This window comes from Bradyrhizobium sp. S3.2.6 (genome assembly GCF_040546885.1).
Classification (GTDB): domain Bacteria; phylum Pseudomonadota; class Alphaproteobacteria; order Rhizobiales; family Xanthobacteraceae; genus Bradyrhizobium; species Bradyrhizobium cytisi.
The window spans coordinates 480364-500477 of record NZ_JBEPOS010000003.1 but is presented as its reverse complement, the minus strand read 5'-3'; the positions used below and the strand labels follow the sequence as shown (position 1 = coordinate 500477).

The 20114-nt window shown below is 63.6% G+C and carries 17 protein-coding genes; 6 read left to right on the top strand and 11 right to left on the bottom strand.

The window, feature by feature from the left end; genetic code table 11:
• Positions 1-71 precede the first annotated feature (71 nt).
• Positions 72-845 carry an SDR family NAD(P)-dependent oxidoreductase gene (locus ABID58_RS10145; protein WP_148749914.1) on the bottom strand — a complete coding sequence of 258 codons (774 nt, stop codon included), beginning with the start codon at positions 843-845 and terminating at the stop codon, positions 72-74.
• Between the two features lie 79 nt (positions 846-924).
• Positions 925-1305, bottom strand: coding sequence for a winged helix-turn-helix transcriptional regulator (locus tag ABID58_RS10140; protein WP_148749915.1), 381 nt, complete (start codon positions 1303-1305; stop codon positions 925-927).
• A 149-nt stretch (positions 1306-1454) separates the two neighbouring features.
• On the opposite strand from ABID58_RS10140, the gene ABID58_RS10135 reads away from it, so the two are divergent.
• From ABID58_RS10135 to ABID58_RS10125, 3 genes are all read left to right on the top strand, one after another.
• A complete protein-coding gene (locus ABID58_RS10135; RefSeq protein WP_354032518.1) occupies positions 1455-1844 on the top strand; it encodes a DoxX family protein in 390 nt (129 codons plus the stop codon).
• A gap of 215 nt (positions 1845-2059) precedes the next feature.
• A complete protein-coding gene (locus tag ABID58_RS10130) occupies positions 2060-2920 on the top strand; it encodes an SDR family NAD(P)-dependent oxidoreductase (RefSeq protein WP_354032517.1) in 861 nt (286 codons plus the stop codon).
• Between the two features lie 7 nt (positions 2921-2927).
• Positions 2928-3839: an NAD-dependent epimerase/dehydratase family protein gene (locus ABID58_RS10125; protein ID WP_354032516.1), complete on the top strand. Its 912-nt coding sequence runs from the start codon at positions 2928-2930 to the stop codon at positions 3837-3839.
• Between the two features lie 119 nt (positions 3840-3958).
• Here the strand turns inward: ABID58_RS10125 and ABID58_RS10120 are convergent, their stop codons facing one another.
• From ABID58_RS10120 to ABID58_RS10100, 5 genes are read right to left on the bottom strand one after another with little or no spacing between them, the layout of a single operon-like run.
• On the bottom strand, positions 3959-6271 hold the full coding sequence (locus tag ABID58_RS10120) for a TIM-barrel domain-containing protein (protein ID WP_354032515.1): 2313 nt from the start codon (positions 6269-6271) through the stop codon (positions 3959-3961).
• A 20-nt stretch (positions 6272-6291) separates the two neighbouring features.
• Positions 6292-7371, bottom strand: a complete 1080-nt coding sequence (locus ABID58_RS10115) for an ABC transporter ATP-binding protein (protein ID WP_354032514.1) — start codon at positions 7369-7371, stop codon at positions 6292-6294.
• An 18-nt stretch (positions 7372-7389) separates the two neighbouring features.
• Positions 7390-8445: a carbohydrate ABC transporter permease gene (locus tag ABID58_RS10110; RefSeq protein WP_354032562.1), complete on the bottom strand. Its 1056-nt coding sequence runs from the start codon at positions 8443-8445 to the stop codon at positions 7390-7392.
• Positions 8446-8455: 10 nt separating this feature from the next.
• Positions 8456-9496 (bottom strand): carbohydrate ABC transporter permease, encoded by a 1041-nt coding sequence (locus tag ABID58_RS10105; protein ID WP_502916394.1) that lies wholly within the window; start codon positions 9494-9496, stop codon positions 8456-8458.
• Positions 9497-9531: 35 nt separating this feature from the next.
• Positions 9532-10824, bottom strand: a complete 1293-nt coding sequence (locus tag ABID58_RS10100) for an ABC transporter substrate-binding protein (protein WP_354032513.1) — start codon at positions 10822-10824, stop codon at positions 9532-9534.
• 259 nt (positions 10825-11083) lie between these two features.
• On the opposite strand from ABID58_RS10100, the gene ABID58_RS10095 reads away from it, so the two are divergent.
• Entirely contained in the window at positions 11084-12157 is a 1074-nt protein-coding gene (locus ABID58_RS10095) for a LacI family DNA-binding transcriptional regulator (RefSeq protein WP_354032512.1), read from the top strand.
• A gap of 69 nt (positions 12158-12226) precedes the next feature.
• Here the strand turns inward: ABID58_RS10095 and ABID58_RS10090 are convergent, their stop codons facing one another.
• Entirely contained in the window at positions 12227-12724 is a 498-nt protein-coding gene (locus ABID58_RS10090) for a cupin domain-containing protein (RefSeq protein ID WP_354032511.1), read from the bottom strand.
• Positions 12725-12875: 151 nt separating this feature from the next.
• On the opposite strand from ABID58_RS10090, the gene ABID58_RS10085 reads away from it, so the two are divergent.
• Both ABID58_RS10085 and ABID58_RS10080 read left to right on the top strand, forming a co-directional pair.
• Positions 12876-13367: an adenylate/guanylate cyclase domain-containing protein gene (locus ABID58_RS10085; protein WP_354032510.1), complete on the top strand. Its 492-nt coding sequence runs from the start codon at positions 12876-12878 to the stop codon at positions 13365-13367.
• 13 nt (positions 13368-13380) lie between these two features.
• A complete protein-coding gene (locus ABID58_RS10080) occupies positions 13381-14601 on the top strand; it encodes an ABC transporter substrate-binding protein (protein WP_354032509.1) in 1221 nt (406 codons plus the stop codon).
• A 58-nt stretch (positions 14602-14659) separates the two neighbouring features.
• On the opposite strand, the gene ABID58_RS10075 is transcribed toward ABID58_RS10080, so the two are convergent.
• From ABID58_RS10075 to ABID58_RS10065, 3 genes are all read right to left on the bottom strand, one after another.
• Positions 14660-15649, bottom strand: a complete 990-nt coding sequence (locus ABID58_RS10075; protein ID WP_354032508.1) for an AraC family transcriptional regulator — start codon at positions 15647-15649, stop codon at positions 14660-14662.
• A gap of 177 nt (positions 15650-15826) precedes the next feature.
• Positions 15827-17203: a SagB/ThcOx family dehydrogenase gene (locus tag ABID58_RS10070; RefSeq protein ID WP_354032560.1), complete on the bottom strand. Its 1377-nt coding sequence runs from the start codon at positions 17201-17203 to the stop codon at positions 15827-15829.
• 93 nt (positions 17204-17296) lie between these two features.
• Positions 17297-19537, bottom strand: coding sequence for a TOMM precursor leader peptide-binding protein (locus ABID58_RS10065; protein WP_354032507.1), 2241 nt, complete (start codon positions 19535-19537; stop codon positions 17297-17299).
• Between the last annotated feature and the right edge of the window lie 577 nt (positions 19538-20114).

Sequence of the window (20114 nt, the reverse complement as noted above, 5' to 3'; positions counted from 1 at the left end):
AAAACCTGCGCTTCCTGGCCGCAGCTCCAACGTCACAAGCTCGCGACTACGCGGAAACACCGGGCGCGGTCCTAAGCCTGAGGAAGCGCGATGCCCGTTAGCTCCTCCAATTTGGCGATGAGCTGCTCCTGGAATTGGAGATCGAGGGCCTCACCGGCCGGCTGCTCCTGCCGGAGATGGTGCCAGTAGCGTCCGCTGACCATTGCAGCCGGTTCGTCGCTGATGGCAAGCCAGGTCTGGGTCCTTTGGCCGGTATCGAGGTCGACCGGCGCACCCGGGCCGCCCATTCTCGTGCGTGCCCAGCCGGGATCGACGGCATTGCTCAAGACCTGCGGCCAGCGTCGCGCCAGGGCGAAAGCGAGCGCGACGACCTGCAGCTTGCTTTCGGCGTAGGCCTTAGCCGGATCCCAGCTCCGCTTCGTCCAGTCAACGTCGCCCAGCGAACCCTCTCCGCCGCGGTGCAGGCCGCTGCTGAGGTAGACCAACCGACCGGGACGCTCGATCAGCGCAGTCAGGATGTACGGCGCCAAGGTGTTCACCGCCAACGTGGAGGCATGGCCCTCGGGCGTCGCGCCGCGACTGCGCTCCGTGTAGACGCCGGCGTTGTGGATGATCGCATCCATTCGCCCGATCGCGTTGACCTGATCCGCGATACCTCTGGTCTCAGCGGCGCTGCGGAGATCGCCGATGACGATTCCTGCGGTCCGCGAGGAGAGCTTGCCGATGGTCGCGACGCGATCCGCCGATCGGGCATGCAGCACCACGCGGTGTCCGTGGTCGAGAAGCGACTCCGCCGCCGCCCGCCCGAGTCCGTCCGTGCTGCCCGTAATAAAAACAATCGCCACTCGCTCCTCCTCTCGATGTCCAGAAGCTCCCAGGATCGCCGCCCTCACGCCAGACCGACGCAAGGCAATGTGTTCGCATTCAGCTGCCCTTGGCTTTCCGCCCGCGGCCGCTCGGCTTTACGGGCACGCTCTTTCCGTGCTCCTTCCACCAGGCGGTCAGTGCCTGCATCATGGGACCGAGCCCCCGCGCCTTGGACGTGATCTCATATTCGACGCGGGGCGGCACTTCCGCGAATACGGTGCGTGACACCAGACCGTCCGCTTCGAGCTCACGGAGCTGTGCCGTCAGCATGTGCTGGGTGATGCCCGGGATCGCCTTTCGCAGCTCCCCGAAGCGGTAGACCCGCTGATTGAGCAGCCACATGATCTCCAGCTTCCATTTGCCTGAGAGCAGCGCGAACGCGCGCCGCATCTCTTCATGCATGTTGATCTGTTTATCGGCCATAGTCTGCTTTTCCATACTAGCAACAGGTTATTCATCCTACTTGCGAATACAGATCTTAGCCGACATTTTCGATGTGCGCTGCGGATGCAGAGACAATCACGCATTTCGAGCAGCCGCGAAGTCGAAGGAGCTGTTGCTGCCGCAACCGCGCTCAGGAAGAGATCATGGCATCGGTCTACATATATTGGGTCAGCACCACGCTTTTGTGCCTGCTGTATCTGACCTCGGGCTACATGTACGCAACAAAAGGGGACTGGGTCCGGAAGGCACTCGCCGACCTCGGTTACCCAGCCTACCTCGTGCCGTTTATGATCGTGGTGAAGATCGCAGGCCCAGTCGCCATCGTGTCGCGTTTCAACGTGGCGCTCAGCGATCTCGCCTATGCCGGTGTCTTCTATCACCTCCTGCTGTCTGGAATGGCGCACATCGGCGTGCGCAGCCTCAAGGGCGCTCTGCCGGCGGCCATTGGCCTGATCTTGCTGGCCGCTTCCTTTGCAACGCAGAACGTCGCTCGTGAAGTCCCGTCACCCTACGTGCAAGCGGCGATGCTCTGACGCACCAGGAAAATATCGAGCACACCATCGAATGGAGACAAGAGCGCACGACGGAGCATTCTGGAAAGTTTGCAACGTCAGCGAACTCGCCCAAAAAATCGGGGACGCGAGAGTACCCGCACCTTCTCCAGAGCCGCAATGGGCGCAGAGCTCGTTCGAGCTGACGCGCGTCGTATCGTCACAAACAACTTGTTCCTACCGAAAGAGGATCACTCATGAATGAGCGACGGGTATCTGGTGGCAATTACGTGTTTTTCGGCGGCTCGACCGGCATTGGTCGTGCTGCGGCCGTGGAGCTGGGGCGCCGCGGCGCGAACGTGCTGATTGTCGGTCGGGGACGAAAGGCCGGCGAGGTCGCGGTCGAGGCCGTTCGCGCAGCGGGCGGCGCGGCCGCCTTCCTGAGCGCCGACCTATCGACCCTCAGGGGCGTCAGGGCGGCGGCCGAGGAGGTCATGGCGTGGCGACCGGTCCTGCACGGGGTGATGCACACCGCCATGGCCGCGTTCAAGGGCAAGACCTTGACGGCTGACGGTCTGGAGTTCGCCTTCGCCCTGCAATACATGGCGCGCGCGGCGCTCAATCGGACGCTGGTCGAACCGCTCGCCGCTTCGGGCGATGGACGCATTGTCAGCATCTCGGGGAATGTCCCGTTGTCTTTCATGCCTGATCTGGATGACCTGCAATTCGAGCGCCGCAAGTGGAGCTTCTACAAGTCGATCCTGGGTACCCACCTCCTTGGTCATCTGCATGTCCAGGAAGCTGCACGGTTGTGGCGCGACCGTCCTGTGACCATCGCGGCGGCCTGTGTCGGCTCCACCAAGACCAAGGTCATGGCCGATCCGCTTATGCCCTTGAGCATGAAATTGCTGGGGCTGTTCGGTACAACGCCCGAGGTTTCCGCAGTCAACGCAGTCCGCATTTTGACCCAGGCCTCGCCGGCCGACTTCGATGGAGTCGTCCTGCGCAACCCCAAGCGTTTCGAGCCGGAGCCACTTGCAATGAACTCCGATGCCGCCAGGAAGCTATGGGCCCTGACGGGCGACATTGCGGCCAAGCACGGCTTATCGTTGGAATAACGAGCCAATGAAAACGAATGTCATCGTAGGGGCCAGTGCTGTCGGAAGCGCTGTCGCGTCCCTGCTCGCTGAACGCGGCGAGAATGTCCGGCTCGTGACACGCAGAGGTGACGGCCCAACTCATCCTTTGATCGAGCGCATCGCGGCGAACGCGGCCGATGCCGATCGGCTGAGCACAATCGCCGAAGGTGCAGCCGCTCTCTTCAATTGCGCCAGCCCGGCCTATGATCGTTGGCTGATCGACTGGCCGCCGATCAGTGCGGCAATATTGAAAGCTGCGGAGCGCAGCGGCGCGGTCGTCGCGACACACGCCACGCTATACCCCTATGGTCCCGGCTCCGGCGTCATGTCAGAAGCCACGCCGCTCGCTGCCACACATCCCAAGCTACGCATGCGCGGCGAGATGTGGCAGGAGGCGCTCGCGCTGCACCGCGCCGGCCGCATCCGCGCGACTGAAATACGCGCCAGCGATCATATCCAGCCCCAATCGTTGGTCAGTCTGGCGATGTTCAGACCCATGCTCGCCGGCAAGCGCGTGAAATCGCCGATACCAGTCGACGTGCCTCGAACCTGGACGTCGACCGGGGATGCGGCCCGCCTGCTGTCGACGGTGGCAGCCGACAAACGCGCTTGGGGCAGAGCATGGCACGTGCCGAGCCATGAGCCGATGACGGCACGCGAGCTCCTCACCCGGTTCGCGAAAGCCAACGGTCTGCCGGAACCGAAGATAACGGTCATACCCTGGGGCTTGGTCTGGACCGTCGGCATTTTCGTCCCGATGGTTCGCGAACTCCGCGCGACACGCTATCAGTTCACCGACCCCTTCATCATGGACTCTCGTATCGCCCGAGAGACTTTCGGGATGGAGTCGGAACCGCTGGAGACCGCGTTGCGCGATGCCGCGCGGATGCTGGAGTGAGATCTCCTTTCGCGCCGGAAACCGTACGCTCTCAAATGCGTCGAGAAGACAGTCGCCGGATCGGGCTTAATCCGTTAGCGCCGGGTGCGATCGAGACCGGCTTCGGTCGCGCGCGCGGCTCACTCTGCCGTGCCGGCAAGACGCAGATTCGGCACGCCGACGCCACGGGCACGGATTGGTGCGGCCAACTTTCCTCCGCTGACATCGAGAACGAAGCCGGTATCGTCGGGGCGCAGGCGCAATTCAATGGCCATGCCGGTCTTGCGCCAATCTGCCGTCTCGCCATCATCGACGTAGAGGAGGCCGAAGCCACCATGATCGGGCGCTCCGAACGCGATCGCCGTCAGCCCCTCCTTGTCTTCGACCGGAACGATCGCGCCCGCGCGTGCGAAGAGCGGTAGCCGGCCCAGAGGCGCTGCGACAGTAATGGTTCGCCCGCCCTCGAATGGCGTCCCGTCATGCCAGTCGTACCAGCCACCGGGATGGGCGGGCAGGTAGACTTCGCGCGTCGTCGCTCCCTCTTCCAGCACCGGAGCGACGAGGAGATCGGGGCCAAGCATGAAAGCATCCTCGACGGCCCCGGCGGTCGCGTCGGACGCGAAATCCCACAGCAGCGGGCGCACCGCCGGCACGTCTTCGGCCGCCGCACGCCACATCTGGGTGTAGAGATAAGGGATAAGGCTGTGACGCAGGTTCATGGCGGATCGGACCTGCGGAAGTACGCCCGGATGCATCCAGGGCGTGTTGACGATGCCGCTCGTCTTCCAGGAATTCATCACCATGCGCGGCCACAGCGCGCAGAACTCGACAAACCGGCAGAGCAGCTCCGGGCCCGGCGATGGGCCATGGAAGCCACCGACGTCGTGGCCGATGTTGTAAAGCCCAGACAGGCTCATGTTGAGCCCCTGGGTCAGGTTGTAGCGCAGCGTCTTCCACGAGGTCTCGTTGTCGCCGCTCCAGGTCTGGCCGTAGCGGGCGATGCCGGCGCTGCCGGCGCGCGTGATGGTATAGGGGCGTTTGTCCGGTGCCTGTGCGGCCTGGGTCTCGTAGGCGAGCTTGTGCATCAGGAGCGCCTGCGCGGGACGGGCGAGCCCTTGCGGAAACGGCCGCCCGTCGCCGTCGCAGACCGCATCCTCGTCCCAGATCTCGTATTCGTTGTTGTCGCTCCACACCGCCGTCACCCCATAGGCGAGCAGCGCGTCGCGGATGCCGTCCGCCCACCACTGCCGGCCCTTCGGGTTGGTGAAGTCGACATGAAAGCCGAGGCCGTCCCAGAATTGCGCGACCGCCGGATCGCCGGTCTCGCCGTCAGCGACCAGAATGCCGCTCGCCCTGGCTTCAGCGAGCCGTGGATGATCGTCGAGCAGGCAGGGCTTGATGTTGGTGACCGGCTGCATGCCGGCCGCCTTGAGCCGCGCCATCGTCGCCGACGGATCCGGGAATTTCTCGCGGTTCCAGTTGAAGACGTAGCGACGGTCGCCGATCGAGGTGTAACCCGAGCCGAAGTGAAAGCTGTCGCAACGAATGCCGTAGCGTCTGCAATCCTCGATGAAGCCGGTGATGCGCGCGTCCGCATCCGGCGCGTCGGCAATCGTCATTGTCGTCATCGCGAATCCGAGCGTCCAGCGGGGCGCAAAAGCCTGTCCGCCGGTCAGCCAGGAAAACCGGCGCGTGACTTCCGGCACGGTCGGGCCGGCGAGCACGTAATAGTCGAGGTCGCCGTCCTCGGCGCGATAGCTGCGGAACAGCCCATGGTAATTGTCGATGGTGCAGCCGAGGTCGACCGAGCCGAGGGCGAGATTGTCGTAGAACACGCCGTGCGCGCCGCGTGGGCCATCGACGATGAAGAACGGCAGCATCTTGTACAGCGGATCGGAAAGCTCGGCATCGTAGCCGCAGGGGTCGACAGCGTCGATCGCGAAGCGCCGGCCTGTGCGATCGAGCGGACCGGCCTTGTCTCCGAGGCCGTAATGGCGTTCGTCCTCGTGCCGTTCCATCGCGTGCAGCGACGCACCGGTCTTGCGCGACAGCAAGTAGGCCTGGGTCGGACGGTCGCGCAGCAATGGCTGCTCCTCGCCGTCGCGGTACCAGGCGATGCCGAACGGATCAAGTCGCACTTGCGCGCCGAGACCCGCGGCGGCGAGCGTGACGATGCCGCCGGCCTCCGACACCGTCGAAGCCGGATTGGCAAAGCCGGAGAAATCGTCGCGCAGCCGTCCTTCGAACGGCGGCTCGGTGCGACCAGGCGCGATCGCCCAGCCGCGGTCGAGGCGATAGCCATCCTGCCGGCGCAGGGTGACGCGGCCGATGTCGCTCTCCAGAATTGCGACGCGCAGCGTCGCGAGCGGAGCCGCCGCCGGTCCGGTCGCGAGGTCGAACAGCGCGGCTTGGCCGTCGAGACCGCGGAAGCGGCCGTGGGTCAGGGCTTTCATGAAATCAGGCTCCGGGTCGATCAGGGCCGGGCGAGGGTTGCGCCGGCTGCGTCGAAGATATGCAGATGGTCGGCGGCGAAGCGGATCGCGACCGCATCGCCGCGGTGGAACTGTGACTGGCCATCCTCGCGCAGCGTGATCTGCGGCAGGCCGGGGGCCGAGGCATAGATGAAGGTCTCGCCGCCAAGCCGTTCGACGAGGTCGACTGTTGCTGTGAGCATGCCCGTGTCGGGCGTGGCGTCGATATGCTCGGGCCGGATGCCGAGCGTCACGGTCGCGCCGGCGGCGAGGCCGGAAGGGGCGCGAGGTAACGCGACGTCACGTTCGCCGACCGTGAGGCGGAGCATGCCGTCGTCGGAAACCACCACAGCCGGCAGGAAGTTCATCCGGGGCGAACCGATGAAGCCGGCAACGAAGGCGTTCGAGGGGTGATTGTAGAGCTCGAGGGGCGTGCCGATCTGCTCGATCCGGCCAGCTTTCAGCACCACGATCCGGTCGGCAAGTGTCATGGCTTCGACCTGATCGTGGGTGACATAGATCATCGTGCCGCCCAGCTTGGCATGCAGCGCGGCAAGCTCCTTGCGCGTCGCGACGCGCAACTCCGCGTCGAGGTTCGACAACGGCTCATCGAACAGAAAGATCTTCGGATCGCGCACGATGGCCCGGCCGATGGCGACGCGCTGGCGCTGTCCGCCGGACAGCGCCTTGGGTTTGCGGTCGAGATAGTCCGTGAGCCGCAGCATGGCGGCGGCGCGCTCGACCCGCTCCTCGATCTGCGCAGGCTTCAGCCCCATGTTCTCGAGCGCAAAGGCCATGTTCTTGCGCACGCTCATGTGCGGATAAAGCGCATAGGACTGGAACACCATGGCAAGCCCGCGCTCGGAGGCCGGCAGATGGGTGACGCGCTCGCCGTCGATATGGACCTCGCCGCTGGTTACGTTTTCGAGGCCGGCGATGACGCGCAGCAGCGTCGACTTTCCGCAACCGGACGGCCCGACGAAGACGACGAATTCGCCATCCTTCACGGCGAGATCGATGCCGTGCAGCACGTCGATGCTGCCGAAGGATTTGCGTGCGCCCGTGAGTTTCAGTTCAGCCATGGTGATAGCCCCGATCGGTCATTTCATTCCGGTCGAGCCGATGCCCGTCGTGATGAAGCGCTGGAGGAACACGAAGACGAGCGCGACGGGAATGAGCGTCACGACCGTCATCGCAAGCAGGTAATGCCACTGGGTCTGGAGCTCGCCCTGGAAGGCATTGAGCGCGATCTGCAGCGTGTAGACCTCGGTCTTGGTCAGCACCGCGAGCGGCCACAGGAATTCGTTCCAGCGCCACATGATCGAGAAAATTGCCAGAACCGCCAGCGCCGGCAGGGTCAGCGGCATGACGATGCGCCAATAGATCTGCCACTCGGACGCCTTGTCCATGCGCGCGGCCTCGATCAGATCCTTCGGCAAGGTCAGCATGTACTGCCGCAGCAGGAACACGCCCGTCGGCGTCGCGGCACCCGGCAGGATCACCGCCCAAAGCGAGTTGGTGAGGCCGAGCTCGGTCACCACCAGATAGACCGGCACGAGGATGATGGTCACCGGGATCATCAGCGTCCCGATCACCGCCAGGATGGCCGCCTGCTTGCCGGGGAACTGATAGACGGCGAGCCCATAGGCGGCCATGGAATTGATCAGCAGCGTGATCAGCGTGGCGATCACCGTCACGAATACCGAATTGTACAGGAAGCGCAGGAAGGCGAAGCGCTGCAGCGGCTCGCTGTAGTTCTCGGTCGCAAGCGCGACGCGGCGCACCGGTTCGCGCTTGTCGATCGCGACGCGGAACTGTTGCGAGGGATCGGCGGGATCGACCATCTGGGCAATGAGCCCGATGCGCCGGACCTGCGCCAATTCGCGGACCGTGCCGTCGGGAAGCTTGGCGCGGAACAGCGGCAGCTTCTGCGGCTGACCTGATACCGTCACTTCGACCTGTGCGAACGGGAGCAGCGACGGGGGAAATTCCAGCAGCGCGCTCTGGGTCTTGAACGATGACAGCACCAGCCATAGCACCGGTCCGAACATCAGGACGACACCGAGCGCGAGATAGACGTAGGCCGCGATGTCGGTCCAGTGCAGGGGACGTCCGGGCCCGTTGCGACGCTGACCGAGCATGCTTGAAAGGCGCATGGTTGCCATCTCAAACCTCTTTGCGCCGCGCGGCGGCGAATTGCAGGAGCGTCAGGACGAAAAGCACGACACCGAGCACGACGGACGCCGCGGCAGCGAGGCCGAAATTCTGCACCTGGCTGGAGAACGCGGTCTCGTAGATGTACTGGACGACCATCAACGTCGCGGTGCCGGGACCGCCGCCGGTCAGCACGAAGACCTCGTCGAAGGTCTGCGCGCCCTTGATGAGCGCGAGCACGATGACGACGATCATGTTCGGCCACAGCAACGGCAGCGTGATGCGCAACAACACGCGCCAGCGCGGCGTCGCGTCCATCTCCGCCGCCTCGTAGAGATCGGCGGGTATAGCTTGCAGGCCGGCGAGCAGGATCAGGGTGTAGAAGCCCATATGGGCCCACACCGAGACGAATACTGCCCAGAACATCGCCCAGCCCGGATCGACGAAGAACAGGATCTTCTGACCGCCGAGCGTGGTGATGGCGGCGTTGAGGAGCCCGTCGCGCTGCAAGATCCATTTCCAGATCAGTGCGACCACCACGGGCGACAGCAGCACGGGAAAGAAATAGACCGCCCGGAAAAAGCCCCTTCCACGGATCTTCATGTTGAGGACGAGCGCGGTGACGAGCGAAAACAGCACCATCGCCGTCACCTGAAAAACGACGAACTTTGCGGTATTGGCGACGCCGCGCCAGAAGTGGTCCTCGCGGCAGCTCGATGGATCGAGATAGGAGCCGCAGTCGAGCAGATAGGCGAACTGGTCGCCGCCGACATAGGGGCGCTGCGAGGGAAACAGCGCCGTACCGCCGGTCACCGAGAACACGACGTTGATGCCGATCGGCAGGAATACGAACAAGCCGAAGAAGACGAAGTTGGGAAGCAGGAACACGTACGCCATGCGCCGCGCACCGATCATGCGCTGCATCCATCGCATCGGCGGATCGAGCAGCCGCAGCGCGACGCCAACCGGCAGGACCGCGACCTGTCCGAGCCGGGCGAGCGCGCCGGTTGCTATGCCGCGCTCAGGTCGGATCGTGGACGAGATGCCCGACATCACACTGATCCTCCGGCCCGATGAAGGCGTTGCCGTCACTTCTTGTTGCGTTCGGCTATCTGCTGCGCGACGTCGGCGGTGATGCGCTTGTAGGCGTCCTCGAGCGTCGTCTCGCCCGAGACCGCCTGCCCGAGCCGGCTGATGACGGCGTTCAGGATGATTCGGCTATTGCTATAGCCCTGGATCCGGTAGGCGATCGGAGAAATCTGGGCCGCGCTTGCGGTGAAGACCTTCAGCGCGGCGGCGGCTTCCGGGCTGGCCGTCGGATAGTCGAGGCCCTTCTTCGCGAGCCCGAGGTGGCCGGGCACGAACAGCGAGCGCGAGTAGAACTCCGCCAGCACCGGTTCGCTCGCGAGATAGTCCATCACCCGCGCGACTTCTTTGGGATGCTGGGTCGTCTTGAAGGCCACAAGACCGGCGCCGCCCGGCATGCTGCTGCACCCGCCAGGCCCGCAGGGATTGGGGACCGCCACCCAGTCGAAGGCGTCGCCGACGGTCTTGGCGAACTGACTGATCTGCCACGATCCGGACAGATACATCACGACCTGCGCGTTCTTGAATTCGTCGTTGGCGCCGCGATAGGCCGTGCCGGAGACCGAGCCCCACAGCTCTTTCGACATCACGCCGGACTTATGCCAGTCGTAGACCAGCTGCGCCGCGCGCTTGAAGCCTTCGTCGACGACATCAGGCTCGCCATTCGCCCCGAACACCTGCGTGCCTTGCGAGACCGCCAGTGCATAGAAACGGTGGCCCGAGCGGTCGAGCGCCAGCGGGAACGGTGCCTGGACCTTGTCTGCGACCTGCTTCGCCGCCTTGGCCCAGTCCTCCCAGGTAGACTTCTCGCCCGGCATCGCCACGCTGGCCTGCTCGAACAGGGTCTTGTTGACGAACGGACCGGTGACGGTGAGCTGGGTCATGAAGCCCGGGATTGCCTTCGTATCGCCGGCCGGGCGCATCCATTCGAGGAAAGGGCCGAAGTTCGTTTCCCAGTAGCCGGGGTCCTTGAGAAAGGGGCGCATGTCGAGGGCGAAGCGCGACAGGCCGCCCATGTCGACGACGCGCGCCATGTCGGGACCCTGGCCGGAGGCCAGCTGCACCGGCAAGGTCTCGTTGATGGCCTTGAAGGGCACCTGATCGAGGACGATTTCGATGTCGTTGTTCTGCTCGTGGAATCGCTTGAGCAGGTCGGCCATCACCTCCCCCTCGTTGCCATCCGAATACCAGGTCATGCGCAGCGTGGTGGTCTCGGCCGCGGCCGGCCCGGCGAACGCAGTGGCGGCCAGCAGGGACAGTGCAAAGGACGCGATGACGGGCGTGGCGGCACGCATGGTCGAATCTCCTCTCCGCTCGCCGACCCGATGCGGGTCCGCGCGAGATCTGGCGCATGGGTCCGTTCTCGGACGGATCCTCAGCGCTGGCGTTTCCTTCAATATCGGCACCTGCTCAGGCGGATGCCTTACTCACGAATTGGGGCGCGTTATCCACAGACTGGGCAGCAGGTGGATAAACCGACATCCCCTTCCACAAGGGCAAAAACATCTTTGGCAAACGTTTGCCAATCTGTCAATCTTCGTTTTGACAGTCTCCTTGCTTTCGGGGGACGCCCGGGGGGAACCTCGACAGCGGACACTGCGGATGACTATGAAAAGACAGTCGGATCAGACCCTGGGGAGGCCGATGCGGGAAGACGTCTCACTTGCCACCGTTGCGGCCCGCGCCGGCGTTTCGGTTTCGACCGTATCGCGGATCGTCAACGGCCAGACCCGACGCGCCTCCCCGGCCACGGTGGCGCGGGTCCGCGACGCGATCGAGGCGGTCGGCTACCGGCCAAATCCGGTCGGACGCGCGCTCCAGCGCGGCCAAAGTCAGCTCGTGGCGATGATCGCGGCCAATCTCGACAATCCGGCGATGGCTACCATCGCAAGTTCGACCGAAACCGCGCTGCGCGAAGCCGGCTACGTGATGATCCTCTGCGACACGCACGACCGCGCCGAACTTCAGGACGAGTATCTCTTTGCGATGCGGGCGCAGATGGTGCGCGGCTATGTCCTCGTCGCGGCGGTGCCGAGCCCCGGATTAAGCGAACTTTCCATCTCGGGGGCGCCGACGGTGTTCGTGAATCGTCGAAATCCGAGCGGCAGCGGCCCGTTCGTCGGTATCGACGATGCGGCAGCGGGTGCTGCCGTCGCCGACTATTTCGCCGATCTCGGTCGGCGCGCTCCAGCCGTTGTTTTTCCGCGGCTGAGTTCGTCCGCATCGCGAGACCGCGTATCGGGCTTCCTCGCCAGGCTGCGGGAGCGCGGATGGTCCGACGAGGCGATCGTCCGGGCCGACGGGGAGGGACGATCGCACCTCCAGGTCGGCTACGATGCCGGCGCGCGAATTTTCGACGGCCGCGACAGGCCGGACGCCATTCTCTGCGTGAGCGACCAGATTGCCTATGGCGTGAATCGTCGCGCGCTCGAATGCGGCCTGAAAATCCCTGGCGATTGCGAACTGGTCAGCATCGACGGCACGCCACTCAACAAGTGGGTCGCGCCCTGGCTGAAGTCGATCGAAATTCCCTACGCCGTCTACGGGGCGGAGATCGTCTCGGGCTTGCAATTGATCTGGCGAGGCGAACCCTTTGGCGAACGCCTGCTGCCCTGCAAGTTCGGCTGACACACAACCGTTCGCGGGGGAGATCTGGCTGCATCTGCGAGCGGGGCGGTCGTGCCGCCTTTCGTCCGCTCAATCAGCCGGCGGATGGATAACGACACCGTACTGCTCGGCAATTGCAGCAATGGTCTCGATTGCCGGCTTATGTCCGCTCCGTTTTCCCAGCTCGTCGAAGGCGGCGAACATCCGATCGAGACCGGCGCCTGGCATCGCGAACACCAGGAGGCGCGCCGTATCGGTGCCCACATTGCGATAGCCGTGACGCCGATGGCGCGGGGCAAAGAGAAATGCGCCGGTGCCGAGACGCAACGGATCGGTCGCGCCTTCGACTTCAACCAGCACTTCGCCACTCAGCACATAGAATGCTTCGTCCTCACGGGTATGCGTGTGCGCCGGCGCGCCGCGGCCCGGCGGCACGATCGATTCCCATACCGAGAATTGCTGACCGGTATCGCTCGCCATTGCCTTGTAGCTGTGAGTCACACCGAGCACGTCGAGCGTAGGTCCGGTGCCCGGCGCCCGAAAGAGCGGGCTCAATTGCGAAAAATCGTAGCTTGCATCGCTGTTCATGGCAGTTCCCTCCGCGATCGGGTTGCGATGCGTTGTCGTCAAGTGGCAGTGAACCCGCCTGACGCGGCAACGTTCCTCGCACAAAGGATGTGATGCGCCTGCTGAGGTTGCGCGATGGTGGAACCGGCCTTGCCCCTTGCTGGAGCACCACTTGTCGCAGCTGCAGCACCTACCAAATGAACGGAGGTGGTCGCACCTGCGCGTCGGTATCCATACTGGGCCGGTCATTTCCGGTGTCGTCGGCAACCGAAGGATCACCTTCGATATCTGGGGCGATGCGGTTAACACCGCGTGGTTCATGGGAGCGTTCGGAGTCGCGGGGCGGATCAACGTCTCGGAAACTGTGGCCGGACACGGCCATGGGCTATTCGAACTCGAGTCGCGCGGTCCGATCGAAGCCAAGCACGAACGCGCGCACGAAATGTTCTTTCTCAATGGCTTGAAGAAGGAATATTCGCCGTCCCAACGCTGCTGGTTGCTGAGCGCAGGCTTGCCGAAGATCGGGAAGATTTCCCAACGCGCTGTGGGCATGGCTCCTTGGACTGCGCTTGTCCGCTCTGATCCAATCCGGTCGACACTTTCGCGCGGGCTGCGTGATGAGCTCGGTCCTCAGCCAGCGAAGGAGCAAGTTCCGCTCCAGTGACGAGGTTGCAGCGATGAGCAGGAGCTTGCGCACGAATGCTGCCAGAGCGGCAATCCTCGCTGCCGGACTTTTCGTCACGGCTCCTTTGCTCGCGAGTGATCGTCAGCACGGTCAAGGCGCAAGCGATACCGAGATCAGGATCGGCCAGACGATGCCCTATAGCGGCCCGCTTTCGGCATCCTCCGTGATCGGCAAGGTACAGGCAGCCTATTTCCGCATGATCAACCATCATGGCGGCGTCAATGGACGCAAGATCAATTTGATTTCCTACGACGATGCGGCGACGCCGTCCAAGACCGTCGAGCAGGTCCGCAGGCTCATAGAGAACGACGAAGTGTTGTTCACATTCCAGACGCTTGGCAATGCCTCGAACATCGCGGTCCAGAAATATCTCAACGACCGCAAGATCCCCCAGCTTTTCGTGGCCGGGCGGTCGACGCGTTTCGAGGATCCGGTCAACTTCCCCTGGACGACGGGATTTGCTCCCAATCTGCGCACGGAGATTCGCATCTACGCGCGCTTCATCCTGGATAACTATCCGAATGCCCGAATCGGCCTGCTCTATCAGAACGATGAGAGCGGCAGGGATTATCTGACCGGGTTGAAGGAAGCGCTCGGCACAAGAGCAGCCGAACTCATCGTCAGTGACGTTTCATACGATGTGTCGGACCCGACCGTCGACTCGCAGGTCGTGCGCCTCAAGGCGGCCGGTGTCGACGTCCTCGTCAACATGGCTGCATCGAAATTCGCCGCCCAGGTCATCAGAAAGATGGCAGAGCTCGATTGGAAGCCCGTTCACCTCCTTGGCGTCGGCTCGTCCTCGATCGACGCGGTCCTGAGCCCCGCGGGCATCGAGAACGCAAAGGGCATCATCTCGGCGAGCTCGTTCAAGGAGGCCGATGATCCGAGCTGGCGTGATGACGAAGGCATGAAGCGATGGAGCGCCTTCATGGACGGCTATTATCCGGGAGGCGACCGGAAAAGCATCTTCACGGTCTACGGCTATAGTGCCGCCGAGCTGCTGGTGCAGGTCTTGAAGCAATGCGGCGACAATCTCTCGCGCGAGAATGTCATGGCGCAAGCGACGAGCCTGAAAAACGTGAAGCTTGATCTGCTGCTCCCGGGGCTCTCCGTCAACACCGCCCCGACCGACTATCGTGTGGTCAAGGAGTTCCGAATGATGCGTTTCACGGGCGATCGATGGGAGGCGTTCGGACCGATCGTCACTGATTGATCCGCGCGGCTGCGAGCGATCGCGGTTCGCGCGATGTCCCGGCGATTGCCGCAGTACTTCATGCGTCGCTTTCGCGACGAGCCCGCTCTCTTGCGTCTGATGGGGTCATGCAGAAGCGGCGGCGGAAGGTGCGCGTGAAATAGGAGAGGTCGCCGAAGCCAACCTTGAAAGCGACGTCGCTGATGGCGCGATTGGAAAAACGGGGATCGCTCAGCATCCGGTTGGCTTTGACTAACCGTTGTTCAAGGACATATTGCGTGAACGTCGTGCCTTCGCTCTCGAACAGCTTCTGAATGTAGCGCGGCGTGACACTATGGTGCAAAGCGACATAGGTGATCGACAGCTCGCGCCGGCCGAGATTTTCGACAATGTTCGACATGATTGCTCGCAGCCTTGCCGAGCGTATCCCACGTCCTTCAACGAGAATTGCCGCGTCCTGTGTGGCGCCGAGTGCGGATGCGAGCAGGTCGTGGATATGCGTGACAGCGAGGCGCTGTAACTCGGGGTCGCAAAGCTTGTCAGCTTCGTTGACAATACCGAGATAGCTCGTGAGCAGCCGCAGCGCTTCGCTGTGCTTCGAAATCGGACGGACGAGCATTGAACCCGCCTCGACGACCATCGGCGATATGGCGTCGCGCGGCACCGAGAGGGTCAGAAAGCGACCTCCCGAATGCAAGGTGCAAATGCTTGGTTCGGTCGCCGACATCAGCAACGCTTCCCCTACTCCTATGGTGGCTTCGCGGCCTCGTTGCGAGATGATGCCCACGCCGTTCGTGACCACGGCAAAGATGAGATTGTCGGCGGATTTGGTCGCGAGCTCGCGCGTCATGCGGTAGTGCGAGTCCGACCTGTGGCCGGCAGCCACTCCCAATCCCGGAAGCGAGCGCAACGTCACGCCCGCGCGAAACGGAGTGTCGTTAATCGGCTCGATGTCGAATTTTGCGATCGTGCGGCCATAGATCTCGCGCCACATCGCCAGACGCCGATGAACCGGAAAGGCGTCGGTCGAAATGTGCAAGGGCGCGAACGGGACTGGCGCGTCGGTCATGGCCCTGTTTGTTACATAAGATCGAGCGGGGAGCGAGCCTTCCGAAAGGGCCGTCGGGTATTGAGGCGTCACCACCCAGTGTTGCAGGATAGCACCACGCCGCTGGGGAATGACTGCGGGTACGCAGGGGTCCAGACGTCATTCGCTCCAGACCAAGCCGAGCCTCCGCCGGGGCTGCTAGCTTGAGATTGCCGCCTTCCTCCCACGCCCGAGCGCAAACTGCCCGACCGGCCCCTCGACATAAAATTCCAGCCCCGTCATTTTTGCGAACAGATCGATATTGCCGGTGCCGATGGCGCAGCCGCCGAGGCCCATGTCGGTGGCGGCCAGATAGAACGTCTGGATCAGGCAGCCGACGTCTTTCAGGATCAGCGAATAGGCGATCGAAGAGTATTTCCGGGAGATCCGGCCGAAGCGCGCGGCGATCGTGATCAGGATCTGCGGCGGACCGGATGCTCCCATGGCAAATTCGGCGGCCATCGAAAGCGCCTGGAGTTGATTGGCGGAGGCGTCGATTGCGACCAGTGCGTGGCCGCCGGCGTCATAGTGATAAAGCCCGGGCGCAAGCCCCTCGCACTTCGAGACCGTCAGGTACAATTCCAGCTCATAGGCGCTGCCTGCGCCCGGATACGGTCTTGAGCTGTAGGTGACCTCCGGGCCGCCGTCGACATCGGCGCCGCTCTTCCATTCCGACAGCACGCGGGCGGTGGCGTCGAGAAACCGCGCGAGCTCGGCGAGCGTGACGGGATGCTGATCGTCGAAATCCCGTGTCGAATGGCGCGCGCGTAGCAGCTTCGTGAAGGGCGACGCGGGCTCCGGCGCGGCGAATTTGCCGAGGGAGATTTTCTTGCCGCGCCAGGGCGGGCGCACGGCAGGCAGCGGCGGAATAGCCGCCGCATGCGCGTACGTGCCGCCAACCGGATTGGCGTGCCGGCCCTCCGTGCTCCGCGCGTGAAACACGAGGTCGTGGAAATCCCAGAGAGCGAGGTTGCTGTCGTCTTCGTTCGCTCGAAGGCCGTCTCTGTCTTTCGCATCGCGCTTGATCAGCATCTCGCTGTCGAGCAGCAATCCGAGCAGATCGAGGTTCAGCAAGGCCGTCTGCTTGCGAAGCTTGCTGATCATTTGCGGTTGCGACAGGGCAGCCAGCGTGGCGGCGATGGCGGGATCGCAAATCCGGAACAGCGCGCCGGCGCGCGGCGATTCCAGCACCATCTCGTTGCCGCGCCGGCGCAGGTAGGCGAAGCGCGACAACACGATCGTGTCGGCGCTCGATAGCTTGGCGCGTTGCGGCCAGTATCCGGCGGTCTGGGGCTCGATGACCACCAAATCTTGCGCGTCACGGGGAGAGAACAGGCGATAGTCGAGCAGCCCATGCTGCGCCAACCGCCGCACCAGAGCATGAAGCTGCTGCGCGAGGACGCTCTTGCCGGCAAGGGAGGCGAGCGGCAGGCCGGTGGCGAGATGCCCCGCGCGAGCGACTGCCGCGGCGCTGAATTGTCCGAGGCTGACCGAATAATCGCCCGAGACCGCGGCAATGCTTCCGTCGGCCTGCATGTGAAGCGAGAAGCGGCCGTTCAGCCGGACGGCGATGATGGGCGCGATTGTCCTGCTCGGCTTTTTCCGGGGAGCGCGCAACGAGACCAGCCTTCAGGTGTGTGGCAGGAACGGAGTGAGCTCGCTTTCCAGTCGCGGGCGATCCAGCAGCCCAAGCTTCACCGGGACATCGTAGAGCCGGCCGGGCCCGAAGCGACGATAGAAATGCCGCAAGCCCGGAACGAGCACCCTGACGACGGGGACCTCGACATCGGGCCGCGTCTGGTCGAGCACGAGAAAATCATATCCTGCGCGGCCCGCGATCTCCACGCAGGCATTGACCTGGTCGCGCGTGTTGTCGTGAACTGTGATCCCAGGCGCTGGCGGGAGCAGCGGATTGTCGCTGGGGGTCAGGAACGGATAATCGTCCAGCCGCAGCGGCGTGACACCGTCAAGCGACGGCTTCTCGCCGCTGCCGCCGCTCATCATCCCGATCGACATGAACTGGGTCAGCTCGGTGAGCGAACGCAGCAGGGCGATGCGGCGATCGAAATGCGAGCCGGACCCGAACTCGATGTTCTCGTGTCCGTTCTGCATCCAGTGCATGATCGCAACATAGGAGGGAATGCCGAGATCGCTGGTGATGTCGAGCACCCAGAGCCGGCGCCCCGCATCGGCAAACTGGCTCTGGAGATCTCGCACGTAGGAATCCTCGAATTGCGAGAGATCGAGTTCGGCGCGCCGAACGCGGTTGTACCACCAGATCGCGTACGCATCGCGTTCGACCAGCTCGAGGAAACCTTGAACGATGGCCTCCTCGCGGGTGTTGCCGGCAGCGCATCCGTTCGAATCGGTGTGGAAGCCGCCATAGAAGAAATACAGCAAGCCGGTCGGAAGATATTTGAAACGCTTGTCACGCAGTGACCAGACCGGCGACCACTCGGTTTTGGTCGCGGGATCGAACGGCTCGGGAACCGGATGTGAATCGTCCGGCAGCGGGACATGCCTGTTCTGAAACTGCGTGTCACTGAAGAACTGGACGTCGTTGGGAAGAAGCGCGTCACCGGGAGCGAAATCCGCAAAGCGGCGCGTCGTCCTGATCTCGTCGCCCTGGAAAATGCCCGAATACCGCTCGATCGCCTCCATCAGCGCACTGGCCTCGCCCTGCTCGGCCGTGGAGCCCTTGCCGAAGCTGCCGCCGCTCAGGCCTGACCTGAGCTGGTCGACGTTCCACGCCGGCGCAGAGAAATTATGGTGCGCAAAAAAATTGGTGTTCATCGGCAGGTCGACCTCGATCCGCTCGAGCCGTGACACCACGCCGGTCAGCGGGCTGACGTGTTTGCGGAATCGCGCCACGGTCGCTCGCGACGTCACGGTGCGGTATCCGCCGCTGGTCATGACGAGCTTCCTGCCCTCGGCAAGCTCGATCGGCACCGCTGCCCGCCGCGGATTCCTGAGCTTCCTGCTGCCGCAGGTCGCGCATTGCGGGCGCTTCGCGACGTAGTGCTTGGCGATGGCAGCCCCGGTCAGGTCGAAGCTTGCGACGTGATTGGTGAGATCGGTGCGAAATCCAGAGGCGATCGCCTTCGCGATTTCAACGGCAGCGAAGTGGATCGCCGTCTCGCCCACGGTGTCGCTGACCAGCGGCGATATGGCGACCGCCTGCGCCGCTCCGCGTTCGAGAAATCCCTTGATCTCGCGATTGCGGATCATGCGATCGTGCAGGCAGGTCCAGCAGGCGCTCTCGTCCGGCTTGAACACGGGCCCCACCAGCGGAAACACGCCGGACGGCTGGACCAGCAGCCAGGGCGTCCCGTCGGCGACGCGCTCGCTGTTCAGTTCGGCGAGCTGCCGTTCGAGGTAGTCGTTCACAAGCGTGATGATGAGCCTGGGCGATCGCCTGGTGATGTGAACCCCGAGCTTGCCCAACGCTGCGCTCAGTTCGCTCGCGCCTTTGACGTCGATTGATTCGACCCGCACAGGCCAATTGCGCAGGTTCTCTTCGGCGACCTCCGGAGGCAGGCCGAGGCTTGCCCAATATCCGGCGACGGCGCCCGCGTGCGATGCTCCGTTGACGACGTAGCGGCGCTCCAGCAACCGCCTGATGGCTTCCTCGATCCCGGTGACGGGAAAACGCGTCGAGAGCCGGCGGATGATCTCCGGCGCCGTCTTGCCGTTCTTTCCGATTGCGCTTGCCACGGCGCAATAGAGATCGCCGTGCAGGAAGAACTTGCGGTTCTCGGAATAGAGACAGACCGCATTAGGAGGAAGCAGATAGACGGTGAAGTTTGGCGCGAATCGCAAAATGTCCTTGCGGGTCTGCGTCGCAGTGCGGCTCTTTCGCTTGACTGTCATCGGGTCAGCACGCGGATCCTGTTCCCGTCATGTCCGATTTCCGGCGCATGACGAACGCTTGGCGGCCCGACTTGTGCGCCGAACTCGACCGGCCTTCTTCGAACAAGTTGGAACACACTCGCTCGCCATCGGCAAGCCGAGCGAAACGAACCCTGTGGCGACAACAGCAAATTGGCCGGGGTCGTTAGCGAACCCGGCCAATGAAATCGCGACCTGTCGATGTCCGGTCAAGAAGCGCCAGCGCCTAGCACCAGCGGCAGCGGCCCCATGATGCGCAGCATCCTGTGCATGCCACCGGCGCAACAACGGCGCAGCCAATGCCAACGCCACAACCGACGCCGCAGCGACAGGCTCTGCAGCCTGCGCAGCCTCGGCAGCCACCGCAACCTCTGCAACCACCGCATCCTCTGCAGCCGCCGCATCCGCGCGCAAGCAGCACGCCGCTGAGAGTCTTCTCGTCACTAGCGAGATGGAAGGTGGCGAGATTGACGTCGGCGAGCTCTTCCTCGCTGAGCGCAGAGAACTGGCCAGGCGAAAAATTCACTCGTTGTTGAGGCTCGTCCGCCGGCACTGCGGA

What these genes read in the sequence shown, in the direction of transcription:
- ABID58_RS10140 (WP_148749915.1), bottom strand. Translation starts at nt 1,305, where the DNA reads ATGGAAAAGCAGACTATGGCCGATAAACAGATCAACATGCATGAAGAG.
- ABID58_RS10135 (WP_354032518.1), top strand. Translation starts at nt 1,455, where the DNA reads ATGGCATCGGTCTACATATATTGGGTCAGCACCACGCTTTTGTGCCTG.
- ABID58_RS10130 (WP_354032517.1), top strand. Translation starts at nt 2,060, where the DNA reads ATGAATGAGCGACGGGTATCTGGTGGCAATTACGTGTTTTTCGGCGGC.
- ABID58_RS10125 (WP_354032516.1), top strand. Translation starts at nt 2,928, where the DNA reads ATGAAAACGAATGTCATCGTAGGGGCCAGTGCTGTCGGAAGCGCTGTC.
- ABID58_RS10120 (WP_354032515.1), bottom strand. Translation starts at nt 6,271, where the DNA reads ATGAAAGCCCTGACCCACGGCCGCTTCCGCGGTCTCGACGGCCAAGCC.
- ABID58_RS10115 (WP_354032514.1), bottom strand. Translation starts at nt 7,371, where the DNA reads ATGGCTGAACTGAAACTCACGGGCGCACGCAAATCCTTCGGCAGCATC.
- ABID58_RS10110 (WP_354032562.1), bottom strand. Translation starts at nt 8,445, where the DNA reads ATGCGCCTTTCAAGCATGCTCGGTCAGCGTCGCAACGGGCCCGGACGT.
- ABID58_RS10105 (WP_502916394.1), bottom strand. Translation starts at nt 9,496, where the DNA reads ATGTCGGGCATCTCGTCCACGATCCGACCTGAGCGCGGCATAGCAACC.
- ABID58_RS10100 (WP_354032513.1), bottom strand. Translation starts at nt 10,824, where the DNA reads ATGCGTGCCGCCACGCCCGTCATCGCGTCCTTTGCACTGTCCCTGCTG.
- ABID58_RS10090 (WP_354032511.1), bottom strand. Translation starts at nt 12,724, where the DNA reads ATGAACAGCGATGCAAGCTACGATTTTTCGCAATTGAGCCCGCTCTTT.
- ABID58_RS10080 (WP_354032509.1), top strand. Translation starts at nt 13,381, where the DNA reads ATGAGCAGGAGCTTGCGCACGAATGCTGCCAGAGCGGCAATCCTCGCT.
- ABID58_RS10075 (WP_354032508.1), bottom strand. Translation starts at nt 15,649, where the DNA reads ATGACCGACGCGCCAGTCCCGTTCGCGCCCTTGCACATTTCGACCGAC.
- ABID58_RS10070 (WP_354032560.1), bottom strand. Translation starts at nt 17,203, where the DNA reads ATGCAGGCCGACGGAAGCATTGCCGCGGTCTCGGGCGATTATTCGGTC.
- ABID58_RS10065 (WP_354032507.1), bottom strand. Translation starts at nt 19,537, where the DNA reads ATGACAGTCAAGCGAAAGAGCCGCACTGCGACGCAGACCCGCAAGGAC.